The organism is Pseudomonas sp. TH04 (genome assembly GCF_016651355.1).
In the GTDB taxonomy this organism is placed as follows: domain Bacteria; phylum Pseudomonadota; class Gammaproteobacteria; order Pseudomonadales; family Pseudomonadaceae; genus Aquipseudomonas; species Aquipseudomonas fluorescens.
This window is the reverse complement of the sequence record NZ_JAEKEA010000001.1, coordinates 5,899,005-5,918,018: the sequence shown is the minus strand read 5'-3', so window position 1 is coordinate 5,918,018 and position 19,014 is coordinate 5,899,005. Positions and strand designations below refer to the sequence as shown.

At 58.9% G+C, this 19,014-nt stretch carries 14 protein-coding genes, 4 tRNA genes and 1 pseudogene; 8 read left to right on the top strand and 11 right to left on the bottom strand.

What is annotated here, in order from left to right:
- Positions 1-80: 80 nt before the first annotated feature.
- The 4 genes from lon to tig form a co-directional block, all read right to left on the bottom strand.
- Positions 81-2,477, bottom strand: a complete 2,397-nt coding sequence (lon, locus tag JFT85_RS26720) for an endopeptidase La (RefSeq protein ID WP_053256952.1) — start codon at positions 2,475-2,477, stop codon at positions 81-83.
- Positions 2,478-2,667: 190 nt separating this feature from the next.
- On the bottom strand, positions 2,668-3,951 hold the full coding sequence (clpX, locus tag JFT85_RS26715) for an ATP-dependent Clp protease ATP-binding subunit ClpX (RefSeq protein WP_017136464.1): 1,284 nt from the start codon (positions 3,949-3,951) through the stop codon (positions 2,668-2,670).
- A 112-nt stretch (positions 3,952-4,063) separates the two neighbouring features.
- On the bottom strand, positions 4,064-4,699 hold the full coding sequence (gene clpP / locus JFT85_RS26710; RefSeq protein ID WP_003238276.1) for an ATP-dependent Clp endopeptidase proteolytic subunit ClpP: 636 nt from the start codon (positions 4,697-4,699) through the stop codon (positions 4,064-4,066).
- A 91-nt stretch (positions 4,700-4,790) separates the two neighbouring features.
- The gene (tig, locus tag JFT85_RS26705; RefSeq protein ID WP_017136463.1) at positions 4,791-6,101 is read right to left on the bottom strand and encodes a trigger factor; all 1,311 of its coding nucleotides are present in this window, start codon (positions 6,099-6,101) and stop codon (positions 4,791-4,793) included.
- A 246-nt stretch (positions 6,102-6,347) separates the two neighbouring features.
- On the opposite strand from tig, the gene JFT85_RS26700 reads away from it, so the two are divergent.
- Positions 6,348-6,665, top strand: coding sequence for a hypothetical protein (locus tag JFT85_RS26700; RefSeq protein ID WP_169875249.1), 318 nt, complete (start codon positions 6,348-6,350; stop codon positions 6,663-6,665).
- A gap of 3 nt (positions 6,666-6,668) precedes the next feature.
- Here the strand turns inward: JFT85_RS26700 and JFT85_RS26695 are convergent.
- From JFT85_RS26695 to JFT85_RS26680, 4 genes are all read right to left on the bottom strand, one after another.
- Positions 6,669-6,744 (bottom strand) — tRNA-His (locus JFT85_RS26695).
- 77 nt (positions 6,745-6,821) lie between these two features.
- Positions 6,822-6,906, bottom strand: a tRNA-Leu gene (locus JFT85_RS26690).
- A 56-nt stretch (positions 6,907-6,962) separates the two neighbouring features.
- Positions 6,963-7,038: transfer RNA gene (locus JFT85_RS26685), tRNA-His, on the bottom strand.
- A gap of 32 nt (positions 7,039-7,070) precedes the next feature.
- Positions 7,071-7,147: transfer RNA gene (locus JFT85_RS26680), tRNA-Arg, on the bottom strand.
- Between the two features lie 275 nt (positions 7,148-7,422).
- Here JFT85_RS26680 and folD point away from each other — a divergent pair.
- Both folD and pbpG read left to right on the top strand, forming a co-directional pair.
- Entirely contained in the window at positions 7,423-8,277 is an 855-nt protein-coding gene (gene folD, locus JFT85_RS26675) for a bifunctional methylenetetrahydrofolate dehydrogenase/methenyltetrahydrofolate cyclohydrolase FolD (protein WP_053256953.1), read from the top strand.
- A 207-nt stretch (positions 8,278-8,484) separates the two neighbouring features.
- Positions 8,485-9,408: a D-alanyl-D-alanine endopeptidase gene (pbpG, locus tag JFT85_RS26670; protein WP_053256954.1), complete on the top strand. Its 924-nt coding sequence runs from the start codon at positions 8,485-8,487 to the stop codon at positions 9,406-9,408.
- Positions 9,409-9,489: 81 nt separating this feature from the next.
- Here the strand turns inward: pbpG and JFT85_RS26665 are convergent, their stop codons facing one another.
- Positions 9,490-10,152 (bottom strand): peptidase C39 family protein, encoded by a 663-nt coding sequence (locus JFT85_RS26665; protein ID WP_069551751.1) that lies wholly within the window; start codon positions 10,150-10,152, stop codon positions 9,490-9,492.
- A gap of 197 nt (positions 10,153-10,349) precedes the next feature.
- On the opposite strand from JFT85_RS26665, the gene JFT85_RS26660 reads away from it, so the two are divergent.
- The gene (locus JFT85_RS26660) at positions 10,350-10,511 is read left to right on the top strand and encodes a hypothetical protein (RefSeq protein ID WP_171902608.1); all 162 of its coding nucleotides are present in this window, start codon (positions 10,350-10,352) and stop codon (positions 10,509-10,511) included.
- On the opposite strand, the gene JFT85_RS26655 is transcribed toward JFT85_RS26660, so the two are convergent.
- Positions 10,508-10,927, bottom strand: a complete 420-nt coding sequence (locus JFT85_RS26655) for a PA0061/PA0062 family lipoprotein (RefSeq protein ID WP_053256956.1) — start codon at positions 10,925-10,927, stop codon at positions 10,508-10,510. The two genes, JFT85_RS26660 and JFT85_RS26655, sit on opposite strands and share 4 nt — an antisense overlap.
- 216 nt (positions 10,928-11,143) lie before the next feature.
- Here JFT85_RS26655 and JFT85_RS26650 point away from each other — a divergent pair, with 216 nt between their 5' ends.
- From JFT85_RS26650 to JFT85_RS26635, 4 genes and pseudogenes are all read left to right on the top strand, one after another.
- A complete protein-coding gene (locus JFT85_RS26650) occupies positions 11,144-14,365 on the top strand; it encodes an efflux RND transporter permease subunit (protein ID WP_053256957.1) in 3,222 nt (1,073 codons plus the stop codon).
- Complete coding sequence (locus JFT85_RS26645) at positions 14,355-15,521, top strand: efflux RND transporter periplasmic adaptor subunit (RefSeq protein WP_078826895.1); 1,167 nt, start codon at positions 14,355-14,357, stop codon at positions 15,519-15,521. Before JFT85_RS26650 ends, JFT85_RS26645 begins: the two co-directional genes overlap by 11 nt.
- Positions 15,505-16,923 (top strand): efflux transporter outer membrane subunit, encoded by a 1,419-nt coding sequence (locus JFT85_RS26640; protein WP_053256959.1) that lies wholly within the window; start codon positions 15,505-15,507, stop codon positions 16,921-16,923. Before JFT85_RS26645 ends, JFT85_RS26640 begins: the two co-directional genes overlap by 17 nt.
- A gap of 194 nt (positions 16,924-17,117) precedes the next feature.
- Positions 17,118-17,576: pseudogene (locus JFT85_RS26635) on the top strand (REP-associated tyrosine transposase).
- Between the two features lie 59 nt (positions 17,577-17,635).
- On the opposite strand, the gene JFT85_RS26630 reads toward JFT85_RS26635, so the two are convergent.
- Positions 17,636-18,919: a Zn-dependent hydrolase gene (locus JFT85_RS26630; protein ID WP_187601325.1), complete on the bottom strand. Its 1,284-nt coding sequence runs from the start codon at positions 18,917-18,919 to the stop codon at positions 17,636-17,638.
- Positions 18,920-19,014 lie beyond the last annotated feature (95 nt).

The following is a 19,014-nucleotide window of genomic DNA, read 5'->3' as shown; positions in this document are numbered from 1 at the left end:
AATGGCCTACAGACACTTAAGAGCCGCTTTATAACAAGGGCTCTAAAAAGCTGTCAAGGAAGCCCCCAGGCTTAACGGCATTAATGCGTACTAATTCTTTCCTTGGAATCAGACTCGCGTTTTTCATCCTTCGCGACAATCTCCGGAGCCACATCTGGCAAGGGCTCCGGCGCGTATTGCAGCGCAATTTGCAGGACCTCGTCAATCCATTTAACCGGTTTAATCTGAAGATCCTGCTTGATGTTGTCAGGAATTTCCTTCAAGTCGCGAACATTCTCTTCAGGAATGATCACAGTCTTGATACCGCCCCGGTGTGCAGCGAGCAATTTCTCTTTCAGACCACCGATGGCCAATACCTGACCACGCAGGGTAATTTCGCCGGTCATGGCAACATCGGCGCGTACAGGTATGCCGGTCAATGCCGACACCAATGCCGTACACATCCCTACACCGGCGCTAGGGCCGTCCTTCGGGGTCGCCCCTTCCGGCATGTGGATGTGAGTGTCGTGCTTCTCGTGGAAGTCCAGGGGGATCCCCAGGCTCTTCGCGCGGCTGCGCACCACGGTCTGCGCAGCCGTGATGGATTCGACCATCACATCACCCAGCGAACCGGTCTTGATCAATTGGCCTTTGCCCGGGATTACCGCAGCTTCGATGGTCAGCAATTCGCCGCCCACCTGGGTCCACGCCAAGCCTGTCACCTGGCCTACCTGGTCCTGCTGCTCAGCCAGGCCGTAACGGAATTTTTTCACGCCCAGGAAGTGTTCCAGGGAGTCGGCGTCTACCTTCACAGAGAAGCGTTTTTCCAGCGCATGCTCTTTGACCGCCTTGCGGCAGATCTTCGCAATTTGACGCTCAAGGCCCCGTACACCGGCCTCGCGGGTGTAGTAACGAACGATGTCGCGGATCGCCTCGACCGCAAATTCGATCTCGCCTTTTTTCAGGCCGTTGGCCGAAATCTGCTTGGGCGCGAGGTATTTGACGGCGATATTGATCTTCTCGTCTTCGGTGTAACCCGGCAGACGAATCACTTCCATCCGGTCCAGCAACGCCGGCGGAATATTCATGGAGTTGGAGGTGCACAGGAACATTACGTCGGACAGGTCGTAGTCGACTTCCAGGTAATGGTCGTTGAAATTGTGGTTCTGCTCCGGGTCGAGCACTTCGAGCAACGCCGACGCCGGGTCGCCACGCATATCGCTGCCCATTTTGTCGATTTCATCGAGCAGGAACAGCGGGTTGCGCACGCCAACTTTTGTCATCTTTTGAATCAATCTTCCTGGCATCGAACCGATGTAAGTACGGCGATGACCACGAATTTCCGCCTCGTCACGCACACCACCGAGGGCCATGCGCACGAACTTGCGGTTGGTGGCGCTGGCAATCGACTCCGCCAAGGAGGTTTTACCCACCCCCGGAGGACCGACCAGGCACAACACCGGGCCACGAATTTTCTTCACGCGCTTTTGCACGGCGAGGTATTCGAGGATGCGCTCTTTGACTTCTTCGAGGCCGTAGTGGTCGGCGTCGAGGATATCCTCGGCACGCGCCAGGTCCAGGCGCACTTTGGTCTGGGCCTTCCACGGCACTTGCACCAGCCAGTCGATATAGGAACGAACCACAGTGGCTTCGGCCGACATCGGCGACATTTGCTTGAGCTTGTTCAGCTCAGCGGTGGCTTTGGTCAGGGCGTCTTTCGGCAGGCCGGCGGCATCGATGCGCTTCTTCAGCTCTTCGATTTCGTTGTGGCCTTCCTCGCTGTCGCCGAGTTCTTTCTGAATGGCCTTCATCTGCTCATTCAGGTAGTACTCGCGCTGGCTGCGCTCCATTTGTTTCTTCACGCGACCGCGGATGCGTTTTTCAACCTGCAGCAGGTCGATTTCGCCATCCAGCAGCGCCAGCACGTGCTCAACACGAGCCGACAGGTCGATGATTTCGAGGATGTCCTGCTTCTGTTCGATCTTGAGCGCCATGTGCGCGGCCATGGTATCGACCAGGCGGCTTGGCTCATCAATGCTGTTGAGGGAAGACAGGACTTCAGCCGGGACTTTTTTGCCCAACTGCACATACTGCTCGAACTGCGAGAGCAGGCTGCGCACAAACACTTCGGATTCGCGCTCTGGAGCTTCGACTTCGTCGATCAGCGCCACTTCGGCGCGCAGGTGGCCGTCCACCTCCATGAAGCGCTCGACCGCACCACGCTGCTCACCTTCCACCAGCACCTTGACGGTGCCGTCAGGCAACTTGAGCAATTGCAATACGGTGGCAATGGTACCGACGCGATACAGTGCGTCTTCGCCTGGATCATCATCAGCAGGATTCTTTTGGGCCAACAGCAAAATCTGCTTGTCGCCCGTCATCGCGGCCTCGAGGGCTTCGATAGACTTCTCGCGCCCCACGAACAGCGGGATAACCATGTGCGGATAGACGACGACATCACGCAACGGCAGGAGAGGCAATTCGATGGTTGTCTTCATGATTTCGCCTCTATGACAGTTGAAAAATTAGCTTGAAACCAAGATGGGGGCTGCATGCAAAAAAAACAAGCTCAATGCTGGCAGTTAAACGCATGAATAAACGCGAATTAAAAAACAACGCTGCAAAATCGCCCGAAAATAAATAAGGGGCCCCGAAAGGCCCCTTGCTTGTACTGCGACAGCTAAACGCTTACGCGTCGGGTGCAGCCTTGGCAGCCGGCTCACTGTTTTCGTAGATATACAGTGGCTTGGACTTGCCTTCGATAACGCTTTCGTCGATCACCACTTTACTCACCTCAGACTGCGAGGGGATTTCGTACATGGTGTCGAGCAACACGCCTTCGAGGATCGAGCGCAAACCACGTGCACCGGTCTTGCGCTCCAGTGCCCGCTTGGCCACTGATTTGAGTGCATCGGTACGGAACTCGAGGTCTACACCTTCCATTTCGAACAACTTGGCATATTGCTTGGTCAGGGCGTTTTTCGGCTCGGTGAGGATCTGAATCAAAGCAGCCTCATCCAGCTCGTCCAGCGTGGCCAGGACAGGCAAGCGGCCAACGAATTCCGGGATCAGACCGAACTTGACCAGATCGTCAGGCTCGACTTCACGCAGGGACTCGCCCACTTTCTTGCCTTCTTCCTTGCTGCGCACTTCCGCACCAAAACCGATACCGCCACGTGTGGAACGCTGCTGAATAACCTTCTCCAGACCGGAGAAAGCACCGCCACAAATGAACAGGATGTTACGCGTATCAACCTGAAGGAATTCCTGCTGCGGGTGCTTGCGGCCGCCTTGAGGCGGTACGGAAGCTACCGTGCCTTCAATCAGTTTCAACAGCGCTTGCTGCACGCCTTCACCGGAAACGTCACGGGTGATCGACGGGTTGTCGGACTTGCGCGAAATCTTGTCGATTTCGTCGATATAGACAATACCCATCTGGGCCTTCTCTACGTCGTAGTCGCACTTCTGCAGCAATTTCTGAATGATGTTCTCGACATCTTCACCCACGTAGCCAGCCTCGGTGAGGGTGGTGGCGTCGGCGATGGTGAACGGAACGTTCAGCAGGCGCGCGAGGGTTTCCGCCAGCAAGGTTTTACCCGAGCCAGTAGGACCGATCAGCAAGATGTTGCTCTTGCCGAGTTCGACCTCGTCGCCTTTTTTGTCACGCTGATTCAAGCGCTTGTAGTGGTTGTACACCGCTACGGCCAGAACCTTCTTTGCACGCTCTTGACCAATCACATATTGGTCAAGGATGCCGCTGATTTCTTTAGGCGAAGGCAATTTATGCGCGCTGCTTTCGGCCTGGGCTTCCTGCACCTCCTCGCGGATGATGTCATTGCACAGGTCGACGCACTCGTCGCAGATAAACACCGAGGGGCCGGCAATCAATTTGCGTACTTCATGCTGGCTTTTGCCGCAGAAGGAGCAATAGAGCAGCTTGCCGTTGTCCTCGCCGTTGCGGGTGTCAGTCATTCGTTCGATCCAAATCCGATAGGCTTGCAACACAAGATGAAGGCTTATGCGGGCTTTTTCAAGCCCGCCGGTAGTCGGACACGCCGACCAGCCCTATTTTGAGCTGCTTATATTAAGCGGGGCGCTTTTCGATCACCGCGTCGATCAACCCATACGCACGCGCAGCTTCCGCGCTCATAAAGTTGTCGCGATTGGTGTCACGCTCGATTTCTTCCAGGGTATGCCCGCTGTGCTTGGCCATCAATGTATTGAGGCGCTCACGAATAAACAGGATTTCCTTGGCGTGAATTTCGATATCCGACGCCTGGCCCTGGAAGCCGCCCAGTGGCTGGTGAATCATCACGCGCGAGTTAGGCAGGCAGAAACGCTTGCCCTCGGCACCTGCGGTCAGCAGGAAAGCGCCCATGCTGCAGGCCTGGCCGATGCAAGTGGTCGACACGTTTGGCTTGATGAACTGCATGGTGTCGTAGATCGACATACCCGCCGTCACCGAGCCACCCGGAGAGTTAATGTAAAGATGGATGTCCTTGTCCGGGTTTTCCGCTTCAAGGAACAGCAGTTGCGCACAAATCAGGTTAGCCATGTAGTCCTCTACAGGGCCGACCAGAAAAATCACTCGTTCCTTGAGCAGGCGCGAGTAGATGTCATAGGCGCGTTCGCCACGAGCAGATTGCTCGACAACCATCGGGACCAGGCCGCCAGCGGCCTGGATATCAGAGTTCTGCTGAATATAGGAATTACGGAACATGCTCTGCAGTTACTCCCAAATAGTCATGTCTTGAAAACGCATAAGCCAGCGCGAGGCTGGCTTATGGTTGTATTTCGAACGAGTTGGACAATCAGTCGGCTTGTGCTGCTTCCGCCGGTTTGACTGCTTCTTCGTAAGAGACCGCTTTATCGGTCACCTTAGCCTTCTGCAGAACAGTATCCACAACTTGTTCTTCCAGCACAACCGAACGTACTTCGTTCAGCTGCTGGTCGTTCTTGTAGTACCAAGCTACAACCTGCTCAGGCTCCTGGTAGGCCGAGGCCATTTCCTGGATCATTTCGCGAACACGATCTTCGTCAGGCTTGAGGTCGAATTGCTTGACCACTTCTGCGACGACCAGACCCAGCACAACGCGGCGCTTGGCTTGCTCTTCGAACAGCTCGGCCGGCAGTTGGTCAGGCTTGATGTTGCCACCAAACTGCTGAACCGCTTGAACGCGCAGGCGATCCACTTCGTTGGACAGCAGAGCCTTAGGCACTTCGATCGGGTTGGCAGCCAGCAGGCCGTCCATTACCTGGTTCTTGACCTTGGACTTGATGGCCTGACGCAGCTCGCGCTCCATGTTCTTGCGAACTTCGGTGCGGAAGCCGTCGATACCGGTTTCCTTGATACCGAACTGAGCGAAGAACTCTTCGTTCAGCTCTGGCAGCTTAGGCTCGGATACGCTGTTGACCGTCACGGTGAACTCGGCGGCTTTGCCGGCCAGGTCCAGGTTCTGGTAGTCAGCTGGGAAGGTCAGGTTCAGAACGCGCTCTTCGCCGGCTTTTGCGCCAACCAGGCCGTCTTCGAAACCAGGGATCATGCGGTTGGAACCCAGCACCAGCTGAGTGCCCTTGGCGGAGCCGCCAGCGAATGCTTCGCCGTCAACCTTGCCAACGAAATCGATGTTCAGTTGATCTTCGTTCTGGGCAGCGCGATCGGCCACTTCAAAACGAGTGTTCTGCTTGCGCAGGATTTCCAGCATGTTGTCCAGGTCGGCATCAGCCACGTCGGCGCTCAGGCGCTCAACAGCGATGTCTTCGAAACCGGCAACGGTGAACTCCGGGAACACTTCGAATACGGCAACGTATTCCAGGTCTTTACCTGCTTCCAGGGACTTAGGCTCGATCGAAGGCGAGCCAGCCGGGTTCAGCTTGTGCTCAACAACAGCTTCGTAAAAAGAAGCCTGGATCACGTCACCCACAGCTTCCTGACGCGCATCGGCGCCAAAACGACGCTTGATTTCGCTCATTGGCACTTTGCCTGGACGGAAACCAGCGATTTTGGCCTTTTGGGCAGTCTGCTGCAGACGCTTGTTGACCGCAGTCTCAATACGCTCTGCCGGCACGGTGATGCTCAGGCGGCGCTCGATAGCAGTAGTATTTTCAACAGAAACTTGCATGGATATTCCTCGTTGCACAGACGTTAGCCGGCCGTTTCCGACCCCAGAATCAAGGGCATGCATTCTAGTGGGTCAAACTCAAGAAGTCACCCTACTGAAAACGGGTAGAAAAACAGCAGGCCATTTATAGGTTCAAGTGCACGCATGCACCTCATCCCGTTAGCAAATACAGCTCAACACGCCAGGGCTCTGCATCAACCCTTCTATATATAAAAGCGCCGAAACGCACGCCCCTGGCGACCGACCTTGCAAACAAGACCGGAGGGCACGGCGGCAGCATCGAGAAACACAAATACGACGAAACGCCCCGCCCTGAAACTCAAAACACTTAAACAAAAACGGCACAGCCCTTTTTCAGGTACTGCGCCGTTATCGCTATTAAATAGCTGTACCGACCCTGATATAGCCCTGGATCAGTTCTACACGCTCAAAACCGGCAACGATTCTAACGCCAAGGCATTGAGAATGCTTGCTTTTTCTTGGCGTCAAGCTGACTTGCACGGCCAATCGGAAATTTCTGACGCAAAAAAAAGCGCCAGATCACTGATCTGGCGCTTTTTCTGAATATGGGGTGGACGAAGGGGATCGAACCCTCGACAACGGGAGTCACAATCCCGTGCTCTACCAACTGAGCTACGCCCACCATATTGCATTAACAAAGAACTCACACATCTTCTTTGTCGAGCCTTACCGCGCCTGATGGCCCGGCAACGCTTTAATTGGTGCGGATGAAGAGACTCGAACTCTTACGCCTCGCGGCGCTGGAACCTAAATCCAGTGTGTCTACCAATTCCACCACATCCGCGCTTGAAGCTCTTAAAGCAAAGGCGCCAGATGATTAATCTGGCGCCTTTCTAAATATGGGGTGGACGAAGGGGATCGAACCCTCGACAACGGGAGTCACAATCCCGTGCTCTACCAACTGAGCTACGCCCACCATATAGCGCTACTTGTGCCAAAGCTGCCTAATGGCGCACCCGGCAGGACTCGAACCTGCGACCATCCGCTTAGAAGGCGGATGCTCTATCCAGCTGAGCTACGGGCGCCTTATTAATCTGTACTCTTGGAGGATTACAAACTAAGTGCTTCCAGCCTTACAGAACAGCAATTCTGCTCGACCTTCTTAAGCAGTGCTAGGCTGTGCCCGACAAGTGCGACGAATAGTATAGAGGGCCTTGAAACCCGTCAAATCTTTTTTGAAAAAAATTCATTTTATTTAAGGGGTTAGGCCAATTTGCAGACCAAGCGCCTTTGCCCTCACGTCCTGGCGTGCGAGAATACGCGCACTTTTCTTCCCCCTCTCGATGGTTAATCACGCGTAATGACTGCACAACTTATCGACGGCAAATCAATCGCCGCCAGCCTGCGCCAGCAGATCGCCAAACGCGTCACCGAGCGTAGCCAGCAAGGCCTGCGCACGCCTGGCCTCGCGGTGATCCTGGTCGGCAGCGATCCTGCCTCTCAGGTTTATGTCTCGCACAAGCGTAAAGACTGTGAAGAAGTCGGCTTTATTTCCAAAGCCTACGACTTGCCGGAGGACACCACCCAGCAGGCCCTTACCGACCTGATCGACAGCCTCAATGAAAACCCGAGCATCGACGGCATCCTGCTTCAACTGCCGCTGCCCGAGCATCTGGACGCTTCCCAATTGCTGGAACGCATTCGCCCGGACAAGGACGTCGACGGCTTCCACCCTTATAACGTCGGCCGTCTGGCCCAGCGCATCCCGCTGCTGCGCCCCTGCACGCCGAAAGGCATCATGACGCTGCTGGAAAGCACCGGTGTCGATCTGTACGGCCTCGATGCCGTGGTGGTCGGTGCTTCCAACATCGTCGGTCGCCCGATGGCCATGGAACTGCTGCTGGCTGGCTGCACCGTGACCGTCACCCACCGCTTCACCAAGGACCTCGCCGGCCATGTCGGCCGTGCCGATCTGGTGGTGGTTGCCGCCGGCAAGCCGGGCCTGGTCAAGGGTGAGTGGATCAAGGAAGGCGCCATCGTCATCGACGTAGGCATCAACCGCCAGGAAGACGGCAAGCTGGTAGGCGATGTGGTGTACGAAACCGCCCTGCCCCGCGCTGGCTGGATCACACCAGTACCCGGCGGTGTCGGCCCGATGACCCGTGCCTGCCTGTTGGAAAACACGCTGTATGCGGCAGAAACGCTGCACAGCTAATAACCCGTCGTACTGAAAAAGCCCTGCCTTATAGCAGGGCTTTTTAATGCGCGGATAAAACCCGTTTTTTGTTAGTTTTTAAGCACTTTCGTCTGGTTCTCGAAGAACATTCGACAGTTTCTGATCCATACTCCTAAAATGTAACGGCATTTGTCATAAAACCCGTTTCCAAACGGTATTTCCTTACTTTTTAGCGAGTTCATCCGCGTGAAAATTCGTCTCTCTATTGTCAGCCTATTTTTCGCATTTACAGGCACCTTCGCGCACGCAGCCGAAACCACTCTGGCTCCGCGTGATACCTCCAAACTGCAAATCGCTTCCGGCAGCGCCATGCTGGTCGACCTGCAAACCAACAAAGTCATCTATTCCAGCAACCCCGATGTGGTGGTGCCGATCGCTTCCGTGAGCAAGCTGATGACCGGCCTGATCGTGCTGGAAGCCAAGCAAAACATGGATGAATACATCGACATCAACATCAAAGACACGCCGGAAATGAAAGGCGTGTTCTCCCGAGTGAAAATCGGTAGCGAAATGCCCCGCAAGGAAATGCTGCTGATCGCCCTGATGTCCTCCGAAAACCGCGCTGCCGCGAGCCTGGCGCACCACTACCCTGGCGGCTACCCGGCCTTCATCGCCGCCATGAACGCCAAAGCCAAGGCGCTGGGCATGACCAGCACTCACTACGTCGAGCCTACCGGCCTGTCGATTCACAACGTGTCCACCGCCCGTGACCTGAGCAAGCTGTTGGCCGCCGCACGCAAATACCCGCTGCTCAGCCAACTGAGCACGACCAAAGAAAAGACCGTGTCGTTCCGTAAACCCAACTACACCTTGGGTTTCTCCAACACCGACCACCTGATCAACCGTGCCAAATGGGATATCAAACTGACCAAGACCGGTTTCACCAACCAGGCCGGCCACTGCCTGGTCCTGGTCACCAGCATGGGTAACCGCCCGGTGTCGCTGGTCATTCTTGATGCCTTCGGCAAGTTCACTCACTTCGCCGATGCCACGCGTATCCGCAATTGGGTTGAGACCGGCAAAAGTGGTTCGGTGCCGGACGTCGCGTTGCGCTACAAGGCCGACAAGAACCTGAAGAATCGCCCGAACGCGGCTGAAGTACGTCGCTGAGCAACGCCGTTCGAAGATGGAAGGCTGGCTTGCCGGTATCGCGGGCAAGCCAGCCTCCCGTACTGTTGAACCCTGGGTAGGTTATTTCCTTTCTGCCAGCACCTTGAGTGCCTGCGCCGCTGACTGCTCCTGGCCGGCTTGGGCGGTCGCGTTAGCCGCCTCCCGCCAGCGCTGCGCATCTACATTTGCCGGCAACTGGCTCGGACGCTGGGTCAGGATGCCCCAGTGACCGGCACTCTTCCACGCCGACTCAAAATCGCTGAAGCTCATCAACAAACGTCGTTCCTTGCCCGAGCGCAGCAGCACGGTGCTCTTCTGCTGATTGAACCCCACCACCACGACGTACCGCGCGCCGGACCAGAAGCTTGAGTCGATCCGCGCCATCACCGGATACCCCGCGGCCACCTGTTCCAGTACCGCCGTGAGCCGGCTATCCAGCGGGTACACCATCAGCCCGTATTCACGCGCAAGGACCTGCATGTTGCGCTCAAGATCAGCTTCAGCGCCGGGCAGGTGCAGCGGTTTATCCAGCAAGCCGGGTGTCATCACAATGCCTTGTTGCGACAGCATGCTGGCTAAAGCCGATGGACCACTCAGGTAAGCCTCACTGCGAAAGGCCGGCACCCCGGTGAGTTCGACACGCTCCGGCAAGCCCGCCAGTTTCGAGGGGTGACCGGAACAGGCGGCAAGCCCGAGGGCGCATGCCAGCAGCAAAGAAGTTTTAATGTTCGAACGTAACCGCAATTTTTGACTCGCTTGATCAACGGCCGGTGAGGGCCCTGATCATAGCCCAATCGCGTTTAGGTAACAGAGAGGAGGCGCGGATATAGCAAACAAGTTGGATGGACTCGACCATTGGTCAATAGCACGCAACCGCCAGGTAGCTAGACTGTCCATTGAGAAGACTGTGTGTGCCCCCAGCGGGGCGAAAGGAGGCCAGAATGAGCCTTGCAACGACGATTTTCCTGTTGATCTGCGGTTGGCTGGCGGTCGCCAGCGCCATGTTGTGGGGCGTGATGCGCGTGACCCGCCGGCATCATCACCCCCACGTCAGACCTGCTGCACCGGCCAAGCCCCACAAGGCGGCGGCGCACCACGCTTAGCCTGGCATGCAATTGAAGTCTTGAGTCGCCGCGACTTCCTTGCCGTGACCGTCCTTGAGGACGGCACGTACGGTGGTGCCCAGGCTCGATTCCGCCAACGTGTAGTGTTCCCCCGCCTTGAAGTGCTTGTACTCGACCCGGCCCTGGCAGTCTTGCTGGTTGTCGTCGCCCGCCTCTTCTTCAAATAACGTCACGTCCAGACGGTGGTCGCCCGGAGTCACTTCAAAGTAGCGGCCGTCATCCACGCGCTTGCCGTCGACGCGCTCGGCCATCAGGTCGTTCGGGGCCTCTTCTGTCAATCCTATCCACGCTTCGCTCGGGTCAGCCTTGGGCAGCGGGCCGGCACACGCCGACAACAACAGAACAGCGCCGAGGGCGGGAATCAACAACAGGGGTTTGAGTGCTTTAAATGTCATGGCAGGGCTCCAAAAAAGAACGTTGTCCGGATCTGAAAGGTGTCGAGTCCGATGGGGGACAAGCTTGGAGACCCACCCTTTGTAGAACAAATGAATACATATGAAACGATCTTCAGCGCTTAACTAAATGTTCCTTCACCTGGCTGAAAGGTGCGTGTTAGGTGGGTCGGGCAAGACTGCCGGGGTTTGCAATCCTGCTCCTTCGGAGGTTCACGCATGCTCGGGCTGGTAAAGACCGCACTGCAAAAGCCGTACACGTTCATCGTGTTGGCCATATTCATCTGCATCATCGGGCCGATGGCGGCCCTGCGAACCCCTACGGATGTGTTCCCCGATATCGGCATACCCGTCGTCGCCGTCGTCTGGCAGTACAACGGCCTGTCACCGGACGCCATGGCCGGTCGGGTGATCTACACCTACGAACGTTCACTGAGCACCACCGTTAACGACATCGAACACATCGAATCGCAATCGCTGCCCGGCATGGGCATCGTGAAAATCTTCTTCCAACCCGGCGTGGACATCCGCACCGCCAACGCCCAAGTGACGGCGGTTTCACAAACCGTGCTCAAGCAGATGCCACCGGGCATCACGCCGCCGTTGATCCTTAACTACAGCGCCTCCACGGTGCCGATCCTGCAAATGGCGTTCTCCAGCCCCAGCCTCTCGGAAGCCAAGATCCGCGACCTGGTGCAGAACAATATCCGGCTGCCGTTGAGTGCCCTGCCCGGCCTGGCCATGCCGACGCCAATGGGCGGCAAGCAACGCCAGATCACCCTCGACCTTGACCCGCAGGCGCTGGCCGCCAAAGGTTTGTCGGCGCAGGACGTAGGCAATGCCCTGGCACTGCAAAACCAGATCATCCCGGTGGGCACCGCCAAGCTCGGCCCCAACGAATACACGATCCTGCTCAACAACAGCCCCAAGGCGATTGACGAGCTGAACGACCTGCCGATCAAGACCGTCGACGGCGCCATCATCACCATTGGCCAAGTGGCCCACGTGCGTGACGGCTCGCCGCCGCAGACCAACATCGTGCGCGTCGACGGTCACCGCGCAGTACTCATGCCGGCCTTGAAAAACGGCAGCATCTCGACCCTGTCGATCATCGATGGCATCCGCCAGATGCTGCCGCGTATCAACGAAACCCTGCCGCCGTCGCTGAAGACTTCGCTGTTGGGTGACGCCTCGGTGTTCGTCAAGCAGTCGGTAGGCAGCGTGGCCCAGGAAGGCATCATCGCCGCACTGCTGACCAGTGCGATGATCCTGCTGTTTCTCGGCAGCTGGCGCTCGACACTGATCATCGCCGCGTCGATTCCCCTGGCGGTGCTGTCCGCCATCGCACTGCTGGCCGTCAGCGGGCAAACCCTCAACGTGATGACCCTCGGCGGGCTGGCGTTGGCGGTGGGGATTTTGGTGGACGACGCCACGGTGACCATCGAAAACATCAACTGGCACCTGGAGCAAGGCAAGGCGGTAAAGACCGCGATCCTCGACGGCGCCGCGCAAATTGTCGGTCCGGCGTTCGTCTCGCTGCTGTGCATCTGCATCGTGTTTGTGCCGATGTTCCTGCTGCAAGGCATCGCCGGCTACCTGTTCCGGCCGATGGCCCTCGCGGTGATCTTCGCCATGGCCAGCTCGTTCATCCTTTCGCGCACCCTGGTGCCAACGCTGGCGATGTTCCTGCTCAAGCCACATATGCCGGAACAAGGCGCAGGGCATCACCCGGAAGATCAATTCATCAACCACCACGAGGGTGAGCAGCACAACAAACCTCGCAATCGTGTGCTGCAAGCAGTGCTGAATTTCCAGCAAGGGTTCGAGCGGCACTTCTCGACTATCCGCGATACCTACCACGGTCTGTTGACGCTGGCCCTCGGCGCCCGCAAGCGCTTTATCGTCGGCTTCCTGGCCTGCGTGCTGGCGTCGTTCCTGCTGCTGCCGAGCCTGGGCCAGGACTTCTTCCCGGCCACCGACGCCGGCGCCCTCGCCCTTCACGTACGTTTGCCGCTGGGCACGCGGATTGAAGAAAGCGCCGCCGCCTTCGACCGGATTGAAGCGCGGATTCGCGAAGTAATCCCGGCCGAAGAACTCGACACCATCGTCGACAACATCGGCATTCCGCTCAGCGGCATCGACATGGCCTACAGCAGCAGCGGCACCATCGGCCCACAGGATGGCGACATTCAAGTCAGCCTGAAAAAGCACCACGCACCGACTGCCGATTACGTAAAAAAACTGCGTGAAGCCTTGCCGGAAAGTTTCCCCGGCAGCCACTTCGCCTTCCTGCCCGCGGATATCAGCAGCCAGATCCTCAACTTCGGTGCACCCGCGCCGCTGGATGTAAAAATTTCCGGGCGCAGCGATGCAGAAAACCGTGCCTACGCCGTGGAGCTTGAGCGGCGCCTGCAACACGTGCCGGGCATCGCCGACCTGCGTATCCAGCAGTCCACCGGCTACCCGTCGCTGCAAGTTAACGTCGACCGTATGCGCGCCAATGGCCTGGGCATCACCGAGCGTGACGTGACCAACAGCATGGTCGCCTCCCTCGCCGGCAGCTCGCAAACCGCGCCGACCTTCTGGCTCAACCCGGCCAACGGCGTGTCGTATTCGATCGTCGCCGCCACCCCGCAATACCGCCTCGACAGCCTGCCGTCGCTGGAAGCCTTGCCGGTGACCGGTGCCAATGGCCAATCACAAATCCTCGGCGGCGTGGCGACCATCGCGCGCGTGCAAAGCCCGGCAGTCGTGACCCACTACAACATCGAACCGACCCTGGACCTGTACGCCAACGTGCAAGGTCGCGACCTCGGTGGCGTGGCCCGCGACGTGCAAAAAGTGCTGGACGACACCGCCTCCATGCGCCCCAAAGGTGCGGTGATCAGCCTGCACGGGCAGATCGATGCCCTGCATGAAGCGTTCAGTGGTTTGAGCTTTGGTTTGCTTGGCGCGGTGGTGCTGATCTACCTGCTGATCGTGGTCAACTTCCAATCGTGGGCCGACCCTTTCGTGATCATCACGGCACTGCCGGCGGCGCTGGCAGGGATTGTGTGGATGCTGTTCCTCAGCGGCACCTCGCTGTCGGTGCCGGCACTCACCGGCGCCATCCTGTGCATGGGCGTGGCCACCGCCAACTCGATCCTGGTGGTGAGCTTTTGTCGTGAACGCCTGGCCGAACATGGCGATGCACTGAAGGCCGCCCTGGAAGCCGGTTACACGCGCTTCCGGCCGGTGTGCATGACCGCGCTGGCGATGATCATCGGCATGCTGCCGCTGGCAATTTCCGAGGAGCAGAACGCCCCGCTTGGCCGTGCCGTTATCGGTGGCTTGATCTTCGCCACCGTCGCCACTTTGTTGTTTGTTCCCGTGGTCTTCAGCCTGGTCCACGGTCGTCACCCTACTCGCGCAGTTGCTGGAGAAACTTCACATGTCGTCTGATCACAACCCCTCGCGCAAGCGTCTGATGCTCATGGGTGTCGGCGGCCTGACACTGGCCGCCCTGTTGGTCGCCAACGGCCTGCACGCCCGCACGATGCACGAACAATCGGTCACCGCCTGGACCGAAACCGCCGCGATCCCGCAAGTGATGGTGTTCCAACCGAAACAGAACGTGGCCGGCGACACCTTGCGCCTGCCCGCGCACCTTGAGGCCTGGAGCAAGGCGCCGATTCACGCGCGGGTCAGCGGCTACTTGAAAGACTGGAAAGCCGACATCGGTACCCAGGTCAAAGCCGGGCAAGTCCTCGCCGAAATCGACAGCCCGGACCTTGACCAGCAACTGGCGCAAACCCACGCCCGCCTGGTGCAGGAACAGGCCAACGCGCGCCTGGCCGAAACCACCGCCACGCGCTGGCAAAACCTGTTGGCCAGCCATTCGGTGTCGCGTCAGGAGGCCGATGAAAAAACCTCCAACGCCGCCGCGGCCAAAGCCAACGCCGAGGCGGCGGCGGCCGACTATGCGCGGCTGTCCGCCCTGGAAAGCTACAAGACCATCCGCGCACCGTTCGCCGGCACCATCACCGCGCGCAACACCGACATTGGCCAGTTGATCAAGGCCGACACCGACAGCGATCCCGAGCTGTTCAACATCGCCGACACCCACCAGTTGCGCCTCTACGTGCCGGTGCCGCAGAACTACGCGGCGGTCATCCACCCCGGCCTCGAAGCCGAGTTGACCGTGCCCGAGCACCCCGGCGAGCACTTCAAGGCGCGCCTGATCGGCGACTCCACCGCCATCGACCGCCGCTCCGGCACCTTGCTCGCCCAGTTCGTGGCCGACAACCCCAACGGCGAATTGCTGCCTGGCGATTACGCTGAAGCCACCCTGCCGATTCCAGCGGACACCCATGGCGTGAGCATCCCGGCGAGTGCCCTGATCTTCCGCGCCCAAGGCACCCAGGTCGCCGTGCTGGATGCGCACAACCATGTGCACTTGCAAGACATCCACATCGGCCTCGACCTCGGCGAGCGTCTGGTGATCGACCAAGGCCTGAAGCCCGCCGACCGTGTCGTCGATAACCCGCCGGACGCCCTGCGCGAGGGCGACCCCGTGCAACTCGCCGACGCCGGAGGTGCGCATGCGCCCAAGGCTTAACCCCCTCGCGGCGTTGGTGCTGCTGGCCTTGCAGGGTTGCTCGCTGGCGCCCACGTATACGGTGCCGTCGGTCGACCTGCCGGCCGGCTACCGCGAACAAACCAGTGATGGCCCGTGGCACAGTGCGCAACCGTCCGATCAACTGGCGCCCGAATGGTGGAAGCTCTACAACGATTCGCGCCTCAATGACCTGCAACAACAACTGCTCAAGGCCAACCCGGACCTCGCGGCGGCGCTGGCGCACTTCGATGCGTCCCAGGCCTATGCCAGCCAGTTACATGCCGGGTTGTTCCCGCAGATTAGCGCCAGCGCACAGCCGTTACGCCAGCGTCAATCCGACTCGCGACCGCTGCGAGGCGATACCCAGCCGTCGGTCTACAACAGCAATACGGCGGGCTTTTCGTTGAGCTATGACTTGGACCTGTGGGGCAAAATCCGCAACCAGGTCGCGGCAGGCGATGCCCAGGCGCAAGCCTCCGGGGATGACCTGGCGGTGGCGCGCCTGAGCCTGCAGCATCAATTGGCGACGCTGTATGTGCAGCTCAATGGGCTGGATGCGCAGCGCCGGATTCTGAATAGCTCGCTGGATGATTTCAGCCAGGCATTGCAACTGACGCGCAGTCGTTATGAGGGCCAGATTGCCTCGGAGCTGGACCTGACCCGCGCGCAAAATCAACTGGCCGAAGCCAAGGCGCAACTGGACGAAGTGCGCGGCCAGCGCAACCTGACCGAGCATGCGATTGGCGAACTGGTGGGTGTCGCAGCCAGCGACTTCAGGTTGCCGGCGAGTCAACAATTGATCGCGTTGCCGGGGATTCCCTCTCAACTGCCGAGCCACCTGCTGCAACGTCGTCCGGACATCGCCGCAGCGGAACGCCGGGTGTTCGCAGCCAACGCGAATATCGGCGTGGCGAAAGCGGCGTGGTACCCGGACTTCAGTTTGACCGGGTTGATCGGCGGCCAGACACAAGGGGTCGGTAATTTGCTGTCCGCCGGTAATCGCTATTGGGCGCTGGGGCCGCTGGTTAATTTGCCGATCTTTGACGGTGGACGCTTGAGTGCCAACGAGCGACAGGCCAAGGCCGAGTTTGAAGAGGCTGCGGCGCAGTACCGCAGTCATGTACTGAAAGCCGTGCGTGAGGTGGAAGACAACCTCGCGCAACTGCGCGACTTGCAGCAGGAGGCCCAGGATGAGCAGGCAGCGGCAGATGCCGCGCAGCATACGCAATCGCTAGCGATGAACAGCTATCAGGCGGGAGCCGTCAGCTACCTGGACGTGGTAACCGCGCAGACGGCGGCGTTGCAGGCGCAACGCACATTGCAGGCGGTGCAGACGCGGCAATTGCAGGCAAGTGTGGGATTAGTCACCGCGCTCGGCGGCGGCTGGCAACCCGGCGCCTGATAAATGGGGGAGGGACTTGCTCCCTCCCCCCTCAATACTGCGGTAGACACACACTGTATGAAAACCGCTGCCCCCTGTGGGAGGGGGCTTGCTCCCGATAGCAACCTCTTAGACACATCCTGCCAAAAGCCTGTCGACCCTCCTCGTGACACCCGATCTAGCCTCTCAACACACACCCTGAGAGAGGCCAAGGAATGCCTGAACTACCCGCTTCACACCGTTTGCGCATAGGCCGATTCAGCGAACCAAACCGCATCTACCTGATCACCACCAACACTCACGAACGCACACCGATATTCAGCGCCTTCCACCTCGGTCGCTTAGTTGTCTGGCAATTGCGGGTCGCCCAGTACCAAGGGCTGGCAAACTCCCTGGCGTGGGTGATCATGCCAGACCATTTCCATTGGCTGCTGGAACTGCAAAAAGGCTCGCTGGCGGACCTGATGTGTCAGGTGAAATCTAAAAGCACGCGAAACGTGAACGGTGTCACGGGGCGCAAGGGACGGCTTTGGCAGGAAAGCTTCCATGACCGGGCGCTACGCAAGGAAGACGACTTGGTGAAAATGGCCAGGTAGGTGGTGGCCAATCCATTGCGCGCGGGATTAGTGAAGAAGATTGGCGACTACCCGTTGTGGGATGCGATTTGGGTATAGGTCGAGACCGAGTCGCCGCTATCGGGAGCAAGCCCCCTCCCACATGTTCCTACGGCATTTCAGGCGGCCAGTTTGCCGCTGGCGATTGCTGCCGAAGCGGCCAGCATTGCCCTTAACAACACCGCACACCCGGCTGCCAGATCGTCCGGCGCGGCGTTTTCGATTTCGTTATGGCTGATGCCGCCTTCACAGGGCACAAAGATCATCCCGGCCGGGCCGAGTTCGGCGACGAAGATCGCGTCGTGCCCTGCCCCGCTGACGATGTCCATGTTCGGCAGCCCCAACCCATTCGCCGCGTCACGCACAGCGTCCACGCAACCCTTGTCGAAGTACAACGGCGGGAAGTCGGCGGTCGGTTCCATTTCAAAACTCAAGCCGTGCTTGGCACAGGTGTCGTCGATCACCTTGCGCACTTCGGCAATCATCGAATCCAGGCGTGCCGGTTCCAGATGACGAAAGTCCAGGGTCATGCGCACTTCACCCGGGATCACATTGCGCGAGCCAGGATAGGCCTGCAAACAACCCACGGTGCCGCACGCATGCGGCTGGTGCCCCAACGCCGCCGCATTCACGGCAGCCACCACTGCCGCCGCGCCCACCAGAGCATCCTTGCGCAGGTGCATCGGCGTCGGCCCCGCATGGGCTTCAACGCCGCGCAGCTTCAGGTCGAACCACTTTTGCCCCAAGGCTCCCAGCACCACGCCGATGGTTTTCTTCTCATCCTCAAGAATCGGGCCTTGTTCGATATGGGCCTCGAAATACGCGCCGACCTTGTGCCCGCTCTCTGGCCGCGTGCCCGCATAGCCAATCGCATTCAATGCATCGCCGACGCTGACTCCGTCCACGTCGACTTTGGCCAGGGTATCGGCCAGGGTGAATTTCTCGGCAAACACCCCGGAACCCATCATGCACGGCGGGAAGCGCGAGCCTTCCTCGTTGGTCCACACCACCACTTCCAGCGGCGCTTCGGTTTCGATGTTGAGGTCATTGAGGGTGCGCAGCACCTCGACACCCGCCAGCACGCCGAAGCACCCGTCGAATTTACCGCCCGTGGGCTGAGTGTCGATATGGCTGCCGGTCATCACCGGTGGCAGGTTGGGATTGCGTCCCGGGCGGCGCGCGAAGATGTTGCCGATGCCGTCGACGGTCACGCTGCAACCCGCCGCCTCACACCACTGCACAAAAAGATCGCGAGCCTTGCGGTCAAGGTCAGTGAGGGCCAGGCGGCATACGCCGCCCTTGGGCGTTGCGCCGAGCTTGGCCAGGTCCATCAGGGATTGCCACAAGCGGTCGCGGTTGATGTGCTGATGGGTGGATTGCAGAACGTCCAGGGCAGCGTTCATGGGGATCTCCTCAGGCTACATTTCTTATGAGTTGACTCGATTCCAGTACTGGAATGAGGTCATCCATGTGGGAGCGGGCGTGCTCGCGAATGCAG